This is a genomic window from Maribacter arenosus (genome assembly GCF_014610845.1).
GTDB classification, from domain to species: Bacteria; Bacteroidota; Bacteroidia; order Flavobacteriales; family Flavobacteriaceae; genus Maribacter_A; species Maribacter_A arenosus.
Map to the genome: position 1 here is coordinate 12,837 of NZ_JABTCG010000010.1, position 17,495 is coordinate 30,331.

A 17,495-nucleotide genomic window follows, 5' to 3' on the forward strand; every position below is an offset into this window, starting at 1 on the left:
AGTAGGGTTGTCTAGTGTACCAAACTTCTGGAGGCCAGATTTGAACCATCATCTATAAGATGGCCTACTTCCGGATTATTTTCTTTAACCACTTCCAAATGGGCTTTTATTTCAGAAGCAAAATCCTGTTCCTTTTGGTTTTGGTAGCCCTTCATGGCCAACTCATATAATTCAACGCATAAAAGCCAATCTTCGGGAAACTGGATAGCTACCTCCCGAAATACTTTATTTCGGGATATGGTGGTATTTTTGCCTTCCCTGAAATCCCTGATTTGTTGATATAATTGTTCTAATTTGCTACGTCGTGCATCTTTTGGCCGTTTAATAGTGGTTTCGGTGATCTTATGTGATACCAATTCAAAACTGTTTAGATCCGCAGGCCCATTAAAAGCTGAAACTATCTTTTGACCAATGGCCATATTATAAAGCCCGTCTTCAGATTCAAAGAGAATCGTATCCTTGTGGGTAACCATGCAATTTCTGAAGGTCACAAGTATGATTTCGCCCTTTAGGTTGCGGGTGCCTGTAAGAATTTCGCCCTTGATGGTAATACCGCCTTCAAATTCCAAGGAAATGGTTTTTCCTTCATAGATATTGTATGCTTTTAAGTCCCGTGGACTCATATCTTCAATAGCGAGATTGATCCCTTTTAACTTGCCTATGGGAGAACCAAAGCCATTGTGATGATGTGCAGTGCTATGCCCAACGAGTTCTTTCTCGCGATAGGCAAGTGCCGTAGGACCTTCGGTTTGGAAAAATACCGGCATATTATCATGGGCTATTACCTTTTTGAAATTTCCGGAAATCTGTAATCCCGTACTTAGTTCAATGGTGCCCAATTCTTTCGATTCGATGAGCTTATTAATTCCGGTCAATCCCCCTTGGCGGAGGGCCATGGTATTCGCAAATTCTTCCAGGACCTGGCTCAAAAAGGCGAAATCAGGGGTTACGAATAATTGGGGTTGTGGTTTTGTAATGTCGAATGCGGTACGTGCCGCTTCAATTGAATAGGGGATTTTTTTTACTTTATCGGTCATGCACCAAGCACTTTCCCCAATCGAAGATAAAAGTCCGGCTCCATAAATCTTCGGATTTTCGATTGTACCTATTAAGCCGTATTCCACCGTCCACCAATGTAAATTCCTAATGAGGGCAATCTCACTGGGTGCTCCCATGTTCTGTTGCAGTTCCTCAATGTGACGCTCCGCTATTTTAATCTCACTCTCAGGTGTTCCCGAAGCTTCTTTGATTATGGAAAGATGGCGTACCGCTTCGTAAAGTTCATAATCTTTTGCATTCGAAATAGCCTTACTTCCTATTTCACCGAAACGCCTAAGATATTCAGCGTATTCAGGATTGGCGATAATAGGGGCATGTCCGGCTCCTTCATGGATGATATCCGGGGCGGGGGTATATTCAATATGTTCCAATTGGCGAATATCCGAAGCTATGACCAACACATTATAAGCCTGGAACTCCATAAAAGCCGAAGGAGGTATAAAGCCATCAACGGCAACCGCGGCCCAACCAATATCCTTAAGGATCCGGTTCATACCATACATGTTCGGGATGTGTTCTATTGAAATACCCGTTTTTTTCAATCCTTCCAGGTAGGACTCATGTGCAACGGTGCTGAGGTAGTCGATATTTTTTCGCATTACATAGCGCCATACAGCTTGGTCGATGGCCGTGTATTCCCCATAATCCTGGGGCTTTATATACTGCCGCAAATGATCGGGGAGTTTGTCCAATATGGGGTTGCTCTCGTATACCACCTTGTCTGAAATTTAGTTTTGACTTAAAGTTACGAAAATGAACGTATGTGTAAAATTTACGGTAGCATATTAAAAAACCGCCCTGAGGACAAGGTCAGGGCGGTTTTTTAAATTATTTGGAAGTAGTTTGTACAGAAGAAGTATTCCCTGGCGGGTATTGAGACATTATTTCTGAAACAAACTCCCTTATACGTTGTTCTTTCTTTTCAATATTTTTAGTGTTGTTCAACGTGCCGACACCTTTTCCTTGCCATACAAGTTCTTTATTTTTGGCATCGATCAAATCAATATAGAGTGAACCTTGGGTGCGTGTACTAACTGCGGGACTGTTCCATCCCCAACCAGGACCATAACCACCCCAATACCAAGGACTCCAACCCCAGCCAAAACCACCGCCCCAGTAGTTATTGTACACATCGACTTGCTCACGTTCCTTAGTGAAGATACTGACTAAAATGTCCGGGTTTTCAGATTTCACCATACCCCTGGAGCTCAATTCCGCATCAATGGACTTTAAGATTCTCTTTTTATCCAAATCGGATATATGGGCTTTATCGATGCCTGTTTTATAAAAGGCATAGGTCGTATAACTATTGAAGTCGGCTTCTTTATCATAATCTGATAACACACGAACCGAAACGCAGGAACTTAAAAAAACCAATGCCATCAGTGGCAGAGCGATAATTTTCATTGTTTTCATAGCTTAATGTTTTTGGAATTAATGCAATTAGTCTTGTAAAAAATAAAGCTCAAAAATCGTGCCGAACGTCTTACATTTTATTGTGAATTGGTCTTGCTGTTATATCCGTAAGGACAGTGCCGACATCCACTCTCACAACAATAACCCCGTTTCAAATGATATTGTTTTGTAAATACCTTGTAACCTTCTTCAGACAGGTAATAATCTCCTTTTTCGGGCTTGATTAATTTATTCATATAAGAAGGAATGGTTTTTGTTCCAGACAATAAAATTAATGGTTTTATGTTGATAAGCCTTTTAGTTTAAGATAAATGGCCAATAATTATCAGGTTTTCGCCAAAAAATGTTCATTAATCGAATTTGTTGGTAACAAAACCTAATTCGTAAAACCAGTTTAATTTTAACAATTATCTTTGAATAGAGGCGTTTTAAATCCAAAAAGTATGATTCTGGTGTTCAAACATTTTTTCTATAAGAATTACGTAGGTTTATCCTTGTGGCCTTTCATATTTCTTAAGAATGATACCTTAAAAAAGGATAAATACCTTATTAACCACGAGCGTATCCATCTTCAGCAACAGAAGGAATTATTGATCATCCCATTTTATATTTTATATATCTCCGAATGGCTTCTTCGATCGTTATATTATTTCGATAGTTATAAGGCGTACCAAAATCTGAGTTTTGAACGCGAAGCCTATATCAACGAAAAAAACTTGGAATACATTACAGAACGTTCGACTTTCAGCTTTATTAAATATCTTTGAAGCCGAATTGCTGACGGGTGCACACTGAAAATCAAGAAGTAGACCTTCCAATATTAAAAGAAAAAAAAGTATCGCTCTATATAAAAAGAGAGGATAGCATACACCCTTTGATCTCGGGAAATAAGTATCGTAAGCTCAAGTACAATACGCTTAAGGCCAAAAGTGAGCAGTATGATACCCTATTGACTTTCGGAGGGGCATATTCCAATCATATAGCCGCTACTGCCTGTGCCGCAAATGAAAATGGACTACGCAGTGTGGGTATCATACGTGGCGAGGAGTTGGCTTTTAAATGGCACGAAAACCCCACTTTGTCGTTGGCCTTCGAATTGGGAATGGAGCTCAACTTCGTTTCAAGGAATGATTATAGAAAAAAACATACGGAACACTGTTTGGAGTGCCTAAAATCTGAATTCGGCCGTTTTTACCTGTTGCCTGAAGGGGGTACCAACGATTTGGCGGTAAAAGGATGCGAAGAGATTTTGACAGGGACGGACAGTGCCTTTGACATTATCTGCAGTTGTGTGGGTACGGGGGGGACAATCGCTGGTATCATCAATACAGCTGGACCAAAACAACAGGTCTTGGGATTCCCTGCCTTGAAAGAAAATTTTTTAAAGGAAGATATTCGTAAATTTGCAGCGAATGGAAATTGGGATTTAATAAGGGACTATCATTTTGGAGGATATGCCAAGGTGTCAACAGCACTGATACATTTTATAAATGAGTTCAAAAAGAAAACCCGAATTCCATTGGATCCCGTATACACCGGAAAAATGTTGTATGGCATAATCGATATGGTGAAAAGGGATCGTTTTGTACCGGGCACAAAAATACTAGCTGTTCATACCGGGGGATTGCAAGGAATTTCGGGGATGAACGCCAAATTGAAAAAGAAGAATCTACCATTGATCGAACTATGATAAAAAGACTCGTTTTAATCACGGTTTTAGGCACTTTTCTAATGGGTTGCAAAGCCAAGAAGCAAACTACCTATTCGAGTAGGTCTAACCAAGAAACTACGGCTACCAAAGAAAAAACCAAAGGCAAATACGATTCAAGAGGACTTTATCCACTTCCAGAGGATACGGGAAAATTCCATAGATTCTCGATTGCCTCGGTTGAGGAATACATACAGACCTTTTCGGATATTGCCCAATATGAAATGAGGGCCTATGGTATTCCCGCAAGTATTACCTTGGCCCAAGGCCTGTTGGAAAGCGGATTGGGTAAAGGGGAATTAGCAGTTAAGACCAATAATCATTTTGGGATAAAATGCCATACGGGTTGGCAAGGTGATTATGATTTTCACGATGATGATGAAAAAGGGGAGTGTTTCAGAAAATACAACCACCCGATGTATTCTTATCGGGATCATAGTGAGTTTTTATCGAGCCGTGCCCGGTATTCATTTTTGTTTGATTATGGAAGTACCGATTACAGACGATGGGCCAAAGGACTTCGTGAAGCGGGTTATGCCACCGACAAAAGATATCCCCAAAAGCTGATTTACCTTATTGAAGAACATCGACTGCATAAATTTGATTCGGATGTTCAACAAAACAGCGGAATAGCCATCGCGGAACCCAAACAATATGAGAATAAGGTTCATGTGGTACAGAGAGGGGATACGCTTTATTCCATTTCAAGAAGGTATTTTATCTCTGTTGATGAGCTTAAACGAATGAATAATTTAAATTCCAATAATTTGGCGATAGGGCAGAAGATTGCCGTGAAGTCCGAATTAACAAAGAAATAGATGATCTATAAAAGAAGCAGTGCCTTATTTGTCGAGGCCAAGAAATATATTCCGGGAGGCGTAAATTCCCCTGTTCGAGCCTTCAAAGCAGTAGGTGGGGATCCCATATTTGTAAAAAAGGCCAAAGGAGCTTATCTATATGATGTAGACGGTAACAAATTGATAGATTACATCGCTTCATGGGGCCCTCTTATTTTAGGACATGCCTATGAGCCGGTCATCAATGCCGTAATAGAAAGGGCCAAGAAAGGAACCTCGTTCGGTATGCCGACCGAGATTGAGACCGAATTGGCGAAATTGGCGGTATCCATGGTTCCGAACATAGATAAAATACGTTTTGTAAACAGTGGAACGGAAGCCTGTATGAGTGCCGTACGTTTGGCACGTGGCTACACAGGTAAGGATAAGATCATAAAATTCGCAGGTTGCTATCATGGCCATTCCGATTCCTTTTTAATCCAGGCCGGTAGTGGGGCCGTTACCTTTGGTAGCCCAAATAGCCCTGGTGTTACCCAAGGTACAGCGAAGGATACTTTATTGGCCGGATATAATGATCTGGAGAGTGTACGGGAACTGACTGTAGCCAACAAGGGTGAAATTGCGGCAGTGATCATAGAGCCGGTAGCAGGGAATATGGGTTGTATAATCCCACAGGAAGATTTTATCAAGGGCCTACGTGCACTATGTACACAAGAAAACATTTTATTGATTTTTGATGAGGTAATGACGGGTTTTCGATTGGGAAAAGGTGGGGCTCAAGAAGCCTTGGGTATAGCTGCCGATATTGTCACCTTTGGAAAGGTCATTGGCGGGGGTCTGCCCGTGGGTGCCTTTGCCGCTCGTGAAGATATTATGGACCATTTGGCACCTGATGGCCCTGTGTATCAAGCAGGGACATTAAGCGGGAATCCCTTGGCCATGAGCGCCGGTTTGGCTATGTTGACTGAACTGGACAAAAATCCGGGAATTTTTAGAAGCTTGGCAGAAAAAACTTCGTATCTGCATGAGGGCTTGGAAGACGTTTTGGTCAAAAATGATATTCCCCATCAAATAAACCGGTTTGGAAGTATGGTTTCGATTCACTTTACCGACGAACCCGTTATAGATTTTAAAACTTCAGCAAAAGGAAATAATGATACATTTAAAAAATATTTCCATGGAATGTTGGATCATGGGATTTATTTACCACCTAGTGCTTTTGAAAGTTACTTCTTGAATGATGCCCTAAGTTATGCCGATTTGGATAAAACTATTTTGACATTACAGCATATAGCGGCTGACCTAAAATAAAAAAGGCGCGATAAGCGCCTTTTTTGTTTCTATTTATCCTTGTTTTTTTCCTTTGGAGCGATTTCCTTTGTCTTTACGATGCTCCCCTCTTTTTTTATGGTGCATTTCCCATTTCGCAAATTGTTCCTCGTTTAGGATTTTTTTAAGTTCGGCCTTATGGGCTATCGCAGCATCCAAACGTTCTTGTTTCATTGCAAAACGCTCATCACTCGTTAGCGCTTTTGCTTCTCCTGATTCTTTTTGGGCCTTGCGTGCTTCCATTTGAGCTTTCCGTTTTTTGGCATTTTCCAAGTTCAAAGCTTGGACTTTTGTTTGCTGGGCTTGGGTCAAATCAAGGTCCAAGGTCATTTTTTTGGTTTGAAGTGTTGCCATTTGTTCGGCAGACATATTTTTATACTCCCCCCTTTGACCTCTTTCACCTTTTTGAGCCATGGCGGTAAACCCAGCCATAAGTACGACTAATAAAATTACTTTTTTCATGTTATTTGTTTTATGATTTTGGTACTAAGACACAAGATTGACATCAAGGTTTAGTGACGGTATTTGATTTAAGTTTAGTTTAACAATATTCAACACAAAAAAGGGCAAGAAATAGATTCCTTGCCCTTTTTTAAAACCTTTCGATTTTATTTTGAACTTTTAATACAGATTTTAATATTGAATAGTTTAATTCTATTTGAAACTCGACTTAATGGTTATAGTGAAAGTATACTTTAAAAATAAACATTAAGATCAAGTAGGTACCTAAGGCTATGAAATAAGTCATACTATTTGGGGGTTTTTGATTACGTTATCAAAGATAGCAACAGAAGTACTATGAAATTCCCGATTGTTGCCAACTCAACATTTTATATGGTGAAATATCCTATTTATGATGTTTAAGGTTTTCGGATATCGGATTTATATGCTTTTGGTCGCAGGGCTTACCTTTTTAGGTAAAACTTCTGCGTACGTGGCAACTAAAAACTAGGAAATTTGGAGGATGGTGTAACATTATAGGAAAATTACAGTCATATAAGTAGAGAATTTTCATTTTTCAATTTTCGAATTAGTCTATAAATAAAGCTGTTGCTATGCAATGGCTTTATTTTATTCGTGTATTTCCCATGTATTTCACCGATAAAAGGCACTTCTAACGGTAGTTAACATAAATATAACACTAAATAGTCGATTTACTTCCTTCCTAAATTTCAGCTTTAAAATTTGCCTCGCAGATAAACCAGACAACCTAATAATGCTAAGTTGATAATTTAGTAAGACAGTTTTTGTCGAATTGATTTTCACCGACCAGTGAATACCCCTTAACCGAACATCCCAATACAATAATAACTGCTCGAATGTGTTATACCTTTGCTTAGAAATTAACCTTTAGCGTTATGAATAGAAAAACAATTTTACTAGGTTTTATAGCAGGTCTACTGTTTGTGAACGGGATGTTCGCAAATGACCCAAGAATAGAAAATGATGATTTAGATTTAAATACCATTGAGTACGTCGAAGATGACATAGACTTTGACCTTGGTTTTAATACGGCGGATTATCTTCCAGAAGATTTTGATCCCAATCAAGTTTATTTCAACATTAATTCTATTGATTATATAAAAGAGGAATGGGTATTACAAATAGATACGAAAAAATATCTGCCCAAAGGATTTGATCCGTATGCCTACCCTTCGGATGTAGAGAGTATTAATTATATCGATGAAAATGATGCGTTCGAATTTAATTTGGATTCGACGTCAATTTTCGTTAACGGTTTCAACTCAAATACAAATCTTTCAAAATAGAAATTTAATTATCCGATTCACTTATAAACCCCCGTTCTAAACGGGGGTTTCGTTTTTAAAATAAGAGTGGAACAATAAATTGAAATAGTATCACCAACAAGGCAACGGAAATCAAATTCAAAATAAGGCCCACTCGGGCCATTTGATGCACTTTTATATACCCACTGGCAAATACAATAGCATTAGGCGGCGTAGCCATGGGAAGCATAAAAGCACAGCTACTGGCTATGGTCACGGGAATCAGTAAATAAAGAATGGGTATCTCCAAACCAATGGCAATACCCGCCACAACAGGAGCTAAAACAGCTACCAATGCCACATTGCTCATCAATTCGGTCATAAATAACATTAAGATGATCAAAAGGATGGCCGTAACTAAAATACTGATCTCACTTGACGCAATGCCATTAGCTACAAGATCCACAATTCCACTAACATTCATACCTTTTGCCAAAGCCAATCCACCACCAAAAAGAATGAGAATACCCCATGCCAATTTATGGGTGTCACCCCAATGGATCAAGAAATCGCCTTTTTTGAGGTTATAGGGTATTGTGAACAGAGAAATTGCCGCTAACATGCTTATTATCGTATCAGATAATCCCAAATCCGGTAGTATCTTATTGATGAGGGTTCTGAAAATCCAAAGAAAGACAGTTACTCCAAAAATGATAAGAACCATTTTTTCCTTTCCGCCCATGGGGCCTAATTTTGTAAGTTCATCCTTTATGACATTCTTTGATGCAGCGAACTTTAATTGCCCGCTAGGGAACATCCATTTTACTAGGACCAAATAACTGATGACTATCATTACCGCTGAGAATGGAACACCGATCACCATCCATTTTAAAAAGGAGATTTCAATATTATATTCATTTTCCAACAATCCTATCATCACAGAATTTGGCGGCGTACCTATTACTGTTGCAATTCCCCCTGCGTTGGCTGAAAATGCTATACCCAACATGACACTCAGTGCAAAGTTGCTATCTTTCTTGGTAAAGCCATCTTCGTCGTATAAGAGCAAATCAATAACCGACATCGCAATGGGTAACATGACTACGGTACTTGCTGTATTGCTGATCCACATACTCAATGCTGCAGTAGCGATCATAAAGCCTAGGACTACTTTGTCAGGTGTTGTTCCCGTAATATTGATAATGGTTAAGGCAATACGTTTATGCAGATTCACTTTTTCAAGCGCCAAGGCCATTACAAAACCTCCAAAGAATAGGAAGATTATCGGACTACCGTAGTTAGCCCCTACTTCTGCAATGGGTAGGATATCCAAAAGAGGAAAAAGTAGCAAGGGCAATAAAGCCGTCACCGAAATGGATACCGCTTCGGTAATCCACCAAATAATCATCCATATGGCAATGGCTATGACCGCATCCCCTTTCTCCGAAATTAGGGCACTTGGTAGATTGCTGATTATCAGGAATAAAATTGGCCCAAGGAATAGCCCCAATTTTCTGCTTAGGTTCATTGGATGTTGATTAGAACCCCTAAACTATACTTTTTCTTTTAATTATGGCGTGGGTTAATTGAAATACAAGATTCCAGGTGAAATCAAGAACACCAAGAAAATAAAGCCAACCATGATTTGTAAAGCTTTAAACAGATTATCAATGGCTAAACCTCTTTGGAGAATGTATAACCGTTTAGATGCGGGTTAGGATGTGAGTTGCACTGTTTTGGAGTCACCCACGACCTCAACCTTAAGTAAATCATGTCTAGAAAGGGCTTTCATTGATTTATCCCATTTCTTTCCGCTTAGCCCAGCTTTGTTTTTTAGGTCTTCCAAGGCCATTTGGCCATTCGATTTCAATAAATCCAAAATCATTTTCTCTTCCTCTGATAATTCAACCTGTTTTTTCTCAGGTCGCATTTGTGGGAAGAACAATACTTCTTGGATCGAAGAGTTATTGGTCAAAAGCATCACCAAACGGTCAATACCAATGCCAATTCCTGAAGTGGGGGGCATACCATATTCCAAGGCCCTTAAGAAATCCTGGTCTATGAACATGGCTTCATCATCCCCTTTTTCCGAAAGTTTTAACTGCTCCTCGAAACGTTCGCGTTGTTCTATGGGATCGTTAAGCTCTGAATAGGCATTTGCAATTTCCTTACCATTGACTATTAGTTCAAAACGCTCGGTCAATGCTGGGTTTGTGCGGTGTTCTTTCGTTAACGGACTCATCTCTTTAGGATAGTCAATAATAAAGGTAGGTTGAACGTAATGGTGTTCGCATTTTTCCCCAAAAATCTCATCGATTAATTTTCCGATGCCCATGGTTTCATCTACCTCAATACCTAATTTTTTGGCGGTTTCACGTAATTTTTCCTCGTCCATCCCAGCGACTTCTACCCCAGTATGGATTTTTATGGCCTCCAAAATAGGTACTCGAGCGTAAGGTGCCTTAAACTCAATTTCGTTCTTACCGACGGTCACTTTGGAGCTACCATTGGCGTCAATGGCCACTTTTTCCAAAAGTTGTTCTGTAGTTTCCATCATCCAATTGTAGTCTTTATAGGCCACATAGAGTTCCATAACGGTAAATTCAGGATTATGGGTACGGTCCATGCCCTCGTTTCTAAAATCCTTTGAAAACTCATATACGCCATCAAAACCACCAACAATCAATCTTTTCAGATAAAGCTCGTTGGCAATTCTTAGATATAATGGCATGTTCAATGCATTATGGTGAGTTAAGAAAGGACGGGCGGCAGCCCCACCAGGGATGGGTTGTAAAATAGGGGTCTCGACCTCTAAATAGCCTTTTTTATTGTAGAATTCCCGTATGCTATTCGTGATTTTTGTACGCTTGATAAACGTTTCCTTTACCGACGGATTCACCACCAAATCAACATAGCGTTGACGATACCGGAGTTCAGGATCATTGAATTCGTCATGCACATTCCCTTCAGCATCTTTTTTTGGCAAGGGTAGCGGGCGTAATGCCTTGCTAAGCATGGTAAAGTCTTTGACCATAACGGTCTTTTCACCGACTTGAGTGGTGAACAATTCACCTTCAACACCAATGATATCCCCTATGTCCAACAATTTTTTATAGATTTCGTTGTACTTGGATTTATCCTCATCAGGGCAAATGACATCGCGATTAAAATACAATTGAATTCTTCCTGCACTGTCCTGAAGCTCGGCAAAAGATGCTTTCCCCTGAATCCTACGGGACATCAATCTGCCAGAAATAACAACTTTCTTCCCTTCAACGTATTCATTTTTGATACTTTTTGAAGTCCCATCCACGGGATAGAGGGCTGCCGGATAAGGGTTGATTCCCATTTCCCTCAACTTGGTTAATTTTTCGCGACGTATAATTTCTTGTTCTGAAAGCTGCATTAGGATTTTTTTTAAAGCCCAAATTTACATTTTTTAATAAAGAGGAAAGATACTTTTTGATTATTACCCTTAATTCGAGTGATCCTTTTGGTTAACATGACAAAAATCATAGATTCATCAGTCCTTCTATAGTTGTTTTGTAAGGTCAAAGACGGCCTCTATTTCTTTGGGTTCCATACTTTAGTTTCTGAAGCTTATAATTTGACAGGTAGTAGGTTCTAGTTGTACTAATAATTAAATCTCTAATAAAATGAAATCTATTTTAATAAGCATTCTAACAGTATTATGTTTTGGCTTTGGTGTAAAAGGTCAAGAATTGTCACCTTACATTAAGATCGGGGAGACCAGTGAGACCATTCAACAGGCTTCTGATAACGTTGTTAAAGTTTTAAAGGAAAATTCCTATTCAATATTGGGCTCCTATAATCCTATGAACAATAGTGGTTATAAAGTCGTCGTATTTACAAATAACGATTTAAGAAACACGGTGGTCAAAATTAAGGATAGAGGTGCATTGGCTGCTGCATTCAAAGTTGGTTTTGTCAGTAAAAATGGAAAAATCACTATTTCGTATACCAACCCGGATTATATTTTAAGAGCTTATTTAGGGGATAATTACGGGACTTACAAAAGTACTTTCGAAAAGTTCAGCGCCGATTTGAAAACGGCTTTTTCTTCAATTGGTGATGAATTCAAACCTTTTGGTGGAACCGTTGAAGCTAATAAATTAAAAAAATACCACTATAAGATTATGATGCCCTATTTTTCGGATCCTGTTGAATTGAATGAGTTTTCTTCTTTTGAAGAAGGTTTGGCGATAATCGAAGGTAATCTGAAATCGAAAAAAGGCAATACGGTTCAAGTCTATAAATTGGTTTATCCGGATAAAGAGGTTGCCGTTTTTGGCGTGGGATTAAGTAGCAAGGAAGATGGGGAATCACATTTTTTACCAAAAATCGGGACCGATCATGTAGCAGCATTACCTTATGAACTAATATTACAGGGAAACAAGGCAACAATGCTGCATGGTAAATATAGAATAGCCTTGCATTGGCCAGATTTGACCATGGGTACATTTATGAAGATCATGAGTACACCTGGCGATATTGAGGATGCTCTAGAAGGGCTCTGTATAAACGAAAATTAATTTTATACTATTTTAAAAATCCCCCATGTCTTGTTGTAAGACGCATTATTTTTTTAAAGAAAAGGGCCTTCAATATTGAAGGCCCTTTTCAATACTAAGAATTGTAACAAATTGGATAATTTAGCGTCATATTATTACATCAATCAATAAATCCTACTACAATGAGTTTTATTCGTGTGCTTTTGGCAATTATCTTCCCTCCCTTGTCCGTCATCGGAAAAGGTTGTGGGTCGTTCCTAATTGTCTTACTTTTGACGTTTTGCGGCTGGGTACCGGGCGTTATTGCGGCCTTGGTCATCCTCAACAATCCTAATTAAGTATAATATGTTCAAATTACGTTATTGGTCATTACTACTCGTTGTGGCCCTAGTAGCTTCATGCAATTTTACAGAGGAAATTTATCTTAATGATGATGGTTCAGGGAAACTGTCGATCAATTTCGATGGTTCGGAAATGATGGATATGGCTGGGGATGAAATGATGAAAAGTGGGGAGAAGGCCATAGATTCGGTTATTTCGTTCAAGGCATTTTTAGAGGAAAAAAAGGATAGTATTGCAACATTATCTGCCGCTGAACAAGCTAAATTGAAAAAACTTGAACCTTTTAAGCTTCATATGGTTATGAACCCAGAAACCAAGGAGATGAAGTTCGATATGTTCAGTGAGTTCAAGAATATAACAGAAGTAAGTGATGCCTTTAATACCTTTCAAGAAGCCAGTAGTATTGGTCCAGGAGGTAATAACCAAGCCACACCTGCCGGAATGGGGAATCAGAGTACCGAAGTGGAATATTCCTTTACAGCGAACACTTTCAAACGAACGGCTAAAATTATCGATAGTCTTTTACAACAACAAAGCGTGGATAGTTTAGCTGGGGCCGAAATGTTTCTTTCAGGCTCCATGTATAAGTTAAAATACCACTTCCCTAGAAGAGTAAAATCTTCGTCTATTGAAGCGGCTACCTATAGTGCAGATGGTAAGACCTTATTTTATGAAATCGATTTTCTTTCCTATATGAAAAATCCGGATACCTTGAATATCGAGGTTGAGTTGGAAGACTAACCGTCTATAATGGACTTTGTATCTTAGATGTGATGAACAAGAAGGTTGAACTACAGGATTTAGGTCTAAAGGACTATAAGGAAACCTGGGATTTTCAAGAGGAATTATTCCAGAAAACCTTAGCCATCAAGATCAAGAATAGACGGGAAGAAACACAAGTTTTAACACCAAATCATTTTCTTTTGGTAGAACATCCCCATGTATATACGTTGGGAAAAAGCGGGGATATTGACAATCTGTTGGTCGATGAAAAAGTCTTGGCCGAAAAAGGAGCGAAATTCTACAAAATAAATAGGGGAGGGGATATCACCTATCACGGACCTGGACAAATCGTAGGGTATCCTATATTGGATTTGGACAATTTTTTTACCGACATTCATAAATACCTTCGACTGTTGGAGGAAATGGTCATTCTGACTTTGGCCGAATACGGGGTAAAAGCAGAACGCTCCAAAGGGGAAACTGGGGTCTGGTTGGATGTAGGCACCCCGTTTGCCCGAAAAATCTGTGCCATGGGTGTACGCGCCAGCCGGTGGGTAACCATGCATGGTTTTGCCATGAACGTGAATGCCGATCTGGGGTATTTTGATCTGATGATCCCTTGCGGTATCAAAGGCAAGGCGGTCACCTCTTTAAATGTAGAATTGGGGAAAAAAGAAGTTCCCATGGCCCAAGTCAAAGAGAAATTATTGAAACACTTCTCACAGCTATTTGAAGCGGAGATCATAAACTAAAAAACCGAGGCTTAAACCTCGGTTTTTTGTTTTCAATATAACGGGAGTGTTAATAGTCAAGTCCAAAATAATCCATAACGGCGTAGTAGTCATTAATATCGACTCCTGCTGATTTCAATGACTCACGAATACTTTCTTTTCCGCTTTTACCTGTAGTTGTATTGGTCGATTCGGCAATAACGATTTTAAGTTTTCCCAATTCTACACTAGTTACATCCATGAATGTCTGTGTACCAACCTGATAAAAATGAACCCAATATTTTCCTACTGCAATATCAACGGCAATATCATAGAATCCACCAGTGCCATTCGGCCAGACACTTGCAGGCACTGGGTAATAGGTGCCACTACCTGCCCCATTTTGTAGATAGCCGATGATAAGATCATTATCGATGACCTCTTGAGTGAGTTCGGGTAAATCTACAGGAATGGAGTTTCCAGATTCGGAGGAAAGGTCAAATACATAGGTATTAACATTGGCATTGCCATCTTCGCCATTCTGGCCATCGGCCCCATCTTGTCCGGCCGGTCCTTGTACACCCTGTGGGCCTATGGCACCATCCATACCATCTTCCCCGTCTTTGGAACAGGAGAAAGCCATAATTAGCATTAGGGTCATCAATACATACTTTGTTTTGGTCATTACATTTTTCATGATTAAGAATTTTAAGTTTATTATGTTCTTATTTATAGCCTTTAATGAAAAAGGTTAACATTTAAATATGAAAAATCGAGGTGTGAGGGGCTCGGTTTATTGATTATTACGCTTAATGGTTAAGATTAAAATAGTCCATTACCTCTTCATAACTCATTTTCGAAAAGTCGATTCTAGATTTACCTGAAATATTGGAAGGAATCGCAATATATCTGAATATATTCCCCGTAGTAGAAAATGACCATGTATCAGCGGGTCCTTCCTGTCGATATCTGATTTTCAGATTCGTGGGAGAGAAATAATAGGTGTAAATATGCTCGGTAGTTCCACCACTAATAGTCACAGGTAATTGTGCACTATGATCTGAAGGCCAAACCTCTGAAACGAAATTTGAAAATTTACCATATACCAGTAGCGTTCCATTTTCGTATAACCCAGCATCAATACCAGTTATATCCTTATCAAATTCGGCATATTTTGTATACCCATTGACTACAAAAGTTTGCCCAACAGGACCAAACCAATCAGAAGCGATTACATTGGCATTGCCGTCTTCCCCATCTTGTCCATCAACCCCATCAACTCCGTCAATACCATCTGTTCCATCGGACCCATCTATCCCTGGGGGTCCTTGAACCCCATCAATGCCATCGAGCCCATTCGCACCGTCAGCCCCATCTTTTGAGCAAGATGTAAACGCAAGTGCACATATTACTAAACCCAAGGCTAAAAATTTTAATGTAGTTTTCATAATTTCTTGTTTTTATATCATTTGCCTTTTAATGGTTTTGGGTTTAAAAGGTTAACAATGGTGCATAAAAAAAACCGAAGTAGGTACCTCGGTTTAAATGCTATTTAATAGGTGTGTCCTTATTTCGCTAATCGCAGCTAACACCTTCGTCTTTGTAAATTAGGGTGCCATGATCAGTTTCCAGGTCACAAACAACTTGAGGGATTGAGGTAAAACTATTAGTACGCAAATCCAACTCATCCAAGTTTATTAGTTCTCCAATGGAAAAGGGAAGGGTGCTAATGTTATTGTTTGATATATTTAATTCTATCAATGTAGTAAGTTGTCCTATTTTATTGGTTAGCGATGAGAAATTGTTACTGCCTATAGAGAAATACTCAATACTTTCTAAATCCCAAATTGATTCGGGAAGATTGGTCAATTCATTGTCAGTAGCATAGAAATATTGCAGGTTTGTTAGCTGACCTATTTCTTGTGGTAGGGTTTCAATTTTGTTGGAACTGAAATTTAAATAGGTCAATTGGGCCAAGTTCCCAGTTTCAGCCGGAAAGGACTGCAAATTATTGTTGGAGATATTAAGTTGTCTTAAATTTATTAGGGCGCCAACTTCGCTCGGTATGTAGGTTAAATTATTGTTGTTTAAACTTAAATTCCGAAGCTCCGTAAGTGTCCAAAATGCTGCTGGTAATGCCTCAAGCATATTATTGTCCACATAAAAACTTGATAAGTAGGTTAGTGATCCTATCTCTTCAGGAATAAAATCAATATTGTTATTGGAGAGTTTTAGGAAGCTCAAGTACTTAAGTTCACCTAAGGCTGCGGGTATTACCTTTATGCCCTTTCCAGAAAGGTCTACCCAATGTATTTCTCCAGTTTCCCAGGTATTTACGCCCTCCAAAGTACTTAAATCCGGGGTGTTTAAGTCCCATCCCAAGGTATTTTCGGGATTCGTACTTAAGATATCCTCCAACACCTTTTTTTGTTTGGTAGCAAGGTTGGTTAGATGGACCTCGTAGATATTGGAAGAACCGTCCTCAGCGGTTATAGTGTAGTTCACTTTTTCCGTGAAATTTTGGACTCCATTAAGGTCTATTGTGGCTCCAGGGGATAGTCCAATACTGGGGGTTATGGAGGACAGGTCTACATTATTGGGAATAGTTGCGGTAATCAATTTTAAATCTTCTTCAATCGTACAAACTACAATGGCCGTAAGTGATGGGTTGTCGGTAGGTGTAAAATTGAAATATGTTATTTTCTTTTCAGTGCTTTTGGTAATTAGGACCGTTACTTCATAAGCTGCCGTAGTTTTATCCTCAGCGGTAACCGTGTAAATTACAGTGTTACCAAAATCTTGGCTTGCCTTCGGGTCTATGGATGCCTTTAATGATACTTGAATACTGGGGACAAGACCATTTAAGTCAGTGCCAATTGGAGCCATTGCGACTATGGTTCTTGTGTCCTGATCAATAGTGCCGATAATATCCTGGGTCAAAGAAGGATTTTCAGTTTTTAATATTTTGAAGGCTGTTATTTGTTTGGCATCACTTAAATAAATGGTGCTGTCATCATCTTTCTGGCAGCCTATTGTTATTGTAAGTAGTATTAAAATTCCCAAGATTGAATTATAGATTTTCATGGTCGTATATTTATATGAATTATAAACTTTAATGGAAAATCAATTGATAGGTTAACATTTGTACATAA

At 39.1% G+C, this 17,495-nt stretch carries 18 protein-coding genes; 9 read left to right on the forward strand and 9 right to left on the reverse strand.

Annotated features, from left to right (window positions below; genetic code table 11):
• Nucleotides 1-11: 11 nt before the first annotated feature.
• The 3 genes from HPE63_RS17755 to HPE63_RS17765 all read right to left on the reverse strand — a co-directional run bounded on the left by HPE63_RS17755 (nucleotide 12) and on the right by HPE63_RS17765 (nucleotide 2,711).
• Nucleotides 12-1,775 (reverse strand): aromatic amino acid hydroxylase, encoded by a 1,764-nt coding sequence (locus HPE63_RS17755; RefSeq protein ID WP_188315652.1) that lies wholly within the window; start codon nucleotides 1,773-1,775, stop codon nucleotides 12-14.
• Nucleotides 1,776-1,887: 112 nt separating this feature from the next.
• On the reverse strand, nucleotides 1,888-2,475 hold the full coding sequence (locus tag HPE63_RS17760; protein ID WP_188315653.1) for a DUF4136 domain-containing protein: 588 nt from the start codon (nucleotides 2,473-2,475) through the stop codon (nucleotides 1,888-1,890).
• A gap of 77 nt (nucleotides 2,476-2,552) precedes the next feature.
• A complete protein-coding gene (locus tag HPE63_RS17765) occupies nucleotides 2,553-2,711 on the reverse strand; it encodes a DUF5522 domain-containing protein (protein WP_188315654.1) in 159 nt (52 codons plus the stop codon).
• Between the two features lie 207 nt (nucleotides 2,712-2,918).
• Here HPE63_RS17765 and HPE63_RS17770 point away from each other — a divergent pair, with 207 nt between their 5' ends.
• Genes HPE63_RS17770 through hemL form a run of 4 tightly spaced genes read left to right on the forward strand, consistent with a single transcriptional unit; the run spans nucleotide 2,919 to nucleotide 6,291 of the window.
• Entirely contained in the window at nucleotides 2,919-3,242 is a 324-nt protein-coding gene (locus tag HPE63_RS17770) for a hypothetical protein (protein WP_188315655.1), read from the forward strand.
• 17 nt (nucleotides 3,243-3,259) lie between these two features.
• Nucleotides 3,260-4,165, forward strand: a complete 906-nt coding sequence (locus tag HPE63_RS17775) for a 1-aminocyclopropane-1-carboxylate deaminase/D-cysteine desulfhydrase (RefSeq protein WP_188315656.1) — start codon at nucleotides 3,260-3,262, stop codon at nucleotides 4,163-4,165.
• A complete protein-coding gene (locus HPE63_RS17780) occupies nucleotides 4,162-5,001 on the forward strand; it encodes a glucosaminidase domain-containing protein (protein WP_188315657.1) in 840 nt (279 codons plus the stop codon). Before HPE63_RS17775 ends, HPE63_RS17780 begins: the two co-directional genes overlap by 4 nt.
• Nucleotides 5,002-6,291: a glutamate-1-semialdehyde 2,1-aminomutase gene (gene hemL, locus HPE63_RS17785; RefSeq protein WP_188315658.1), complete on the forward strand. Its 1,290-nt coding sequence runs from the start codon at nucleotides 5,002-5,004 to the stop codon at nucleotides 6,289-6,291.
• A 33-nt stretch (nucleotides 6,292-6,324) separates the two neighbouring features.
• Here hemL and HPE63_RS17790 read toward each other — a convergent pair whose 3' ends face one another.
• Nucleotides 6,325-6,771 (reverse strand): hypothetical protein, encoded by a 447-nt coding sequence (locus HPE63_RS17790; RefSeq protein ID WP_188315659.1) that lies wholly within the window; start codon nucleotides 6,769-6,771, stop codon nucleotides 6,325-6,327.
• A gap of 896 nt (nucleotides 6,772-7,667) precedes the next feature.
• Here HPE63_RS17790 and HPE63_RS17795 point away from each other — a divergent pair.
• Nucleotides 7,668-8,078, forward strand: coding sequence for a hypothetical protein (locus HPE63_RS17795; RefSeq protein ID WP_188315660.1), 411 nt, complete (start codon nucleotides 7,668-7,670; stop codon nucleotides 8,076-8,078).
• 55 nt (nucleotides 8,079-8,133) lie between these two features.
• On the opposite strand, the gene HPE63_RS17800 is transcribed toward HPE63_RS17795, so the two are convergent.
• Nucleotides 8,134-9,564 (reverse strand): SLC13 family permease, encoded by a 1,431-nt coding sequence (locus HPE63_RS17800; protein ID WP_188315661.1) that lies wholly within the window; start codon nucleotides 9,562-9,564, stop codon nucleotides 8,134-8,136.
• Nucleotides 9,565-9,750: 186 nt separating this feature from the next.
• On the reverse strand, nucleotides 9,751-11,442 hold the full coding sequence (gene lysS, locus HPE63_RS17805; protein ID WP_188315662.1) for a lysine--tRNA ligase: 1,692 nt from the start codon (nucleotides 11,440-11,442) through the stop codon (nucleotides 9,751-9,753).
• 250 nt (nucleotides 11,443-11,692) lie between these two features.
• Between lysS and HPE63_RS17810 the strand changes: the two genes are divergently transcribed.
• From HPE63_RS17810 to lipB, 4 genes are all read left to right on the forward strand, one after another.
• Nucleotides 11,693-12,589, forward strand: a complete 897-nt coding sequence (locus HPE63_RS17810; RefSeq protein ID WP_188315663.1) for a hypothetical protein — start codon at nucleotides 11,693-11,695, stop codon at nucleotides 12,587-12,589.
• Between the two features lie 161 nt (nucleotides 12,590-12,750).
• Nucleotides 12,751-12,906, forward strand: a complete 156-nt coding sequence (locus tag HPE63_RS17815) for a YqaE/Pmp3 family membrane protein (RefSeq protein ID WP_188315664.1) — start codon at nucleotides 12,751-12,753, stop codon at nucleotides 12,904-12,906.
• A gap of 7 nt (nucleotides 12,907-12,913) precedes the next feature.
• Nucleotides 12,914-13,651, forward strand: a complete 738-nt coding sequence (locus tag HPE63_RS17820; protein WP_188315665.1) for a hypothetical protein — start codon at nucleotides 12,914-12,916, stop codon at nucleotides 13,649-13,651.
• A 32-nt stretch (nucleotides 13,652-13,683) separates the two neighbouring features.
• Nucleotides 13,684-14,385 (forward strand): lipoyl(octanoyl) transferase LipB, encoded by a 702-nt coding sequence (gene lipB, locus HPE63_RS17825; RefSeq protein ID WP_188315666.1) that lies wholly within the window; start codon nucleotides 13,684-13,686, stop codon nucleotides 14,383-14,385.
• Between the two features lie 49 nt (nucleotides 14,386-14,434).
• On the opposite strand, the gene HPE63_RS17830 is transcribed toward lipB, so the two are convergent.
• The 3 genes from HPE63_RS17830 to HPE63_RS17840 form a co-directional block, all read right to left on the reverse strand.
• Complete coding sequence (locus HPE63_RS17830; RefSeq protein ID WP_188315667.1) at nucleotides 14,435-15,040, reverse strand: collagen-like protein; 606 nt, start codon at nucleotides 15,038-15,040, stop codon at nucleotides 14,435-14,437.
• Between the two features lie 112 nt (nucleotides 15,041-15,152).
• Nucleotides 15,153-15,791: a collagen-like protein gene (locus HPE63_RS17835; protein ID WP_188315668.1), complete on the reverse strand. Its 639-nt coding sequence runs from the start codon at nucleotides 15,789-15,791 to the stop codon at nucleotides 15,153-15,155.
• A gap of 127 nt (nucleotides 15,792-15,918) precedes the next feature.
• Complete coding sequence (locus tag HPE63_RS17840) at nucleotides 15,919-17,427, reverse strand: leucine-rich repeat domain-containing protein (RefSeq protein WP_188315669.1); 1,509 nt, start codon at nucleotides 17,425-17,427, stop codon at nucleotides 15,919-15,921.
• Nucleotides 17,428-17,495 lie beyond the last annotated feature (68 nt).

Coding starts and splice junctions, on each gene's coding strand:
- HPE63_RS17800 (WP_188315661.1), bottom strand. CDS start 9,564: ATGAACCTAAGCAGAAAATTGGGGCTATTCCTTGGGCCAATTTTATTC.
- lysS (WP_188315662.1), bottom strand. CDS start 11,442: ATGCAGCTTTCAGAACAAGAAATTATACGTCGCGAAAAATTAACCAAG.
- HPE63_RS17830 (WP_188315667.1), bottom strand. CDS start 15,040: ATGAAAAATGTAATGACCAAAACAAAGTATGTATTGATGACCCTAATG.
- HPE63_RS17765 (WP_188315654.1), bottom strand. CDS start 2,711: ATGAATAAATTAATCAAGCCCGAAAAAGGAGATTATTACCTGTCTGAA.
- HPE63_RS17760 (WP_188315653.1), bottom strand. CDS start 2,475: ATGAAAACAATGAAAATTATCGCTCTGCCACTGATGGCATTGGTTTTT.
- lipB (WP_188315666.1), top strand. CDS start 13,684: ATGAACAAGAAGGTTGAACTACAGGATTTAGGTCTAAAGGACTATAAG.
- HPE63_RS17790 (WP_188315659.1), bottom strand. CDS start 6,771: ATGAAAAAAGTAATTTTATTAGTCGTACTTATGGCTGGGTTTACCGCC.
- HPE63_RS17810 (WP_188315663.1), top strand. CDS start 11,693: ATGAAATCTATTTTAATAAGCATTCTAACAGTATTATGTTTTGGCTTT.
- HPE63_RS17795 (WP_188315660.1), top strand. CDS start 7,668: ATGAATAGAAAAACAATTTTACTAGGTTTTATAGCAGGTCTACTGTTT.
- HPE63_RS17780 (WP_188315657.1), top strand. CDS start 4,162: ATGATAAAAAGACTCGTTTTAATCACGGTTTTAGGCACTTTTCTAATG.
- HPE63_RS17770 (WP_188315655.1), top strand. CDS start 2,919: ATGATTCTGGTGTTCAAACATTTTTTCTATAAGAATTACGTAGGTTTA.
- HPE63_RS17835 (WP_188315668.1), bottom strand. CDS start 15,791: ATGAAAACTACATTAAAATTTTTAGCCTTGGGTTTAGTAATATGTGCA.
- HPE63_RS17820 (WP_188315665.1), top strand. CDS start 12,914: ATGTTCAAATTACGTTATTGGTCATTACTACTCGTTGTGGCCCTAGTA.
- hemL (WP_188315658.1), top strand. CDS start 5,002: ATGATCTATAAAAGAAGCAGTGCCTTATTTGTCGAGGCCAAGAAATAT.
- HPE63_RS17815 (WP_188315664.1), top strand. CDS start 12,751: ATGAGTTTTATTCGTGTGCTTTTGGCAATTATCTTCCCTCCCTTGTCC.
- HPE63_RS17840 (WP_188315669.1), bottom strand. CDS start 17,427: ATGAAAATCTATAATTCAATCTTGGGAATTTTAATACTACTTACAATA.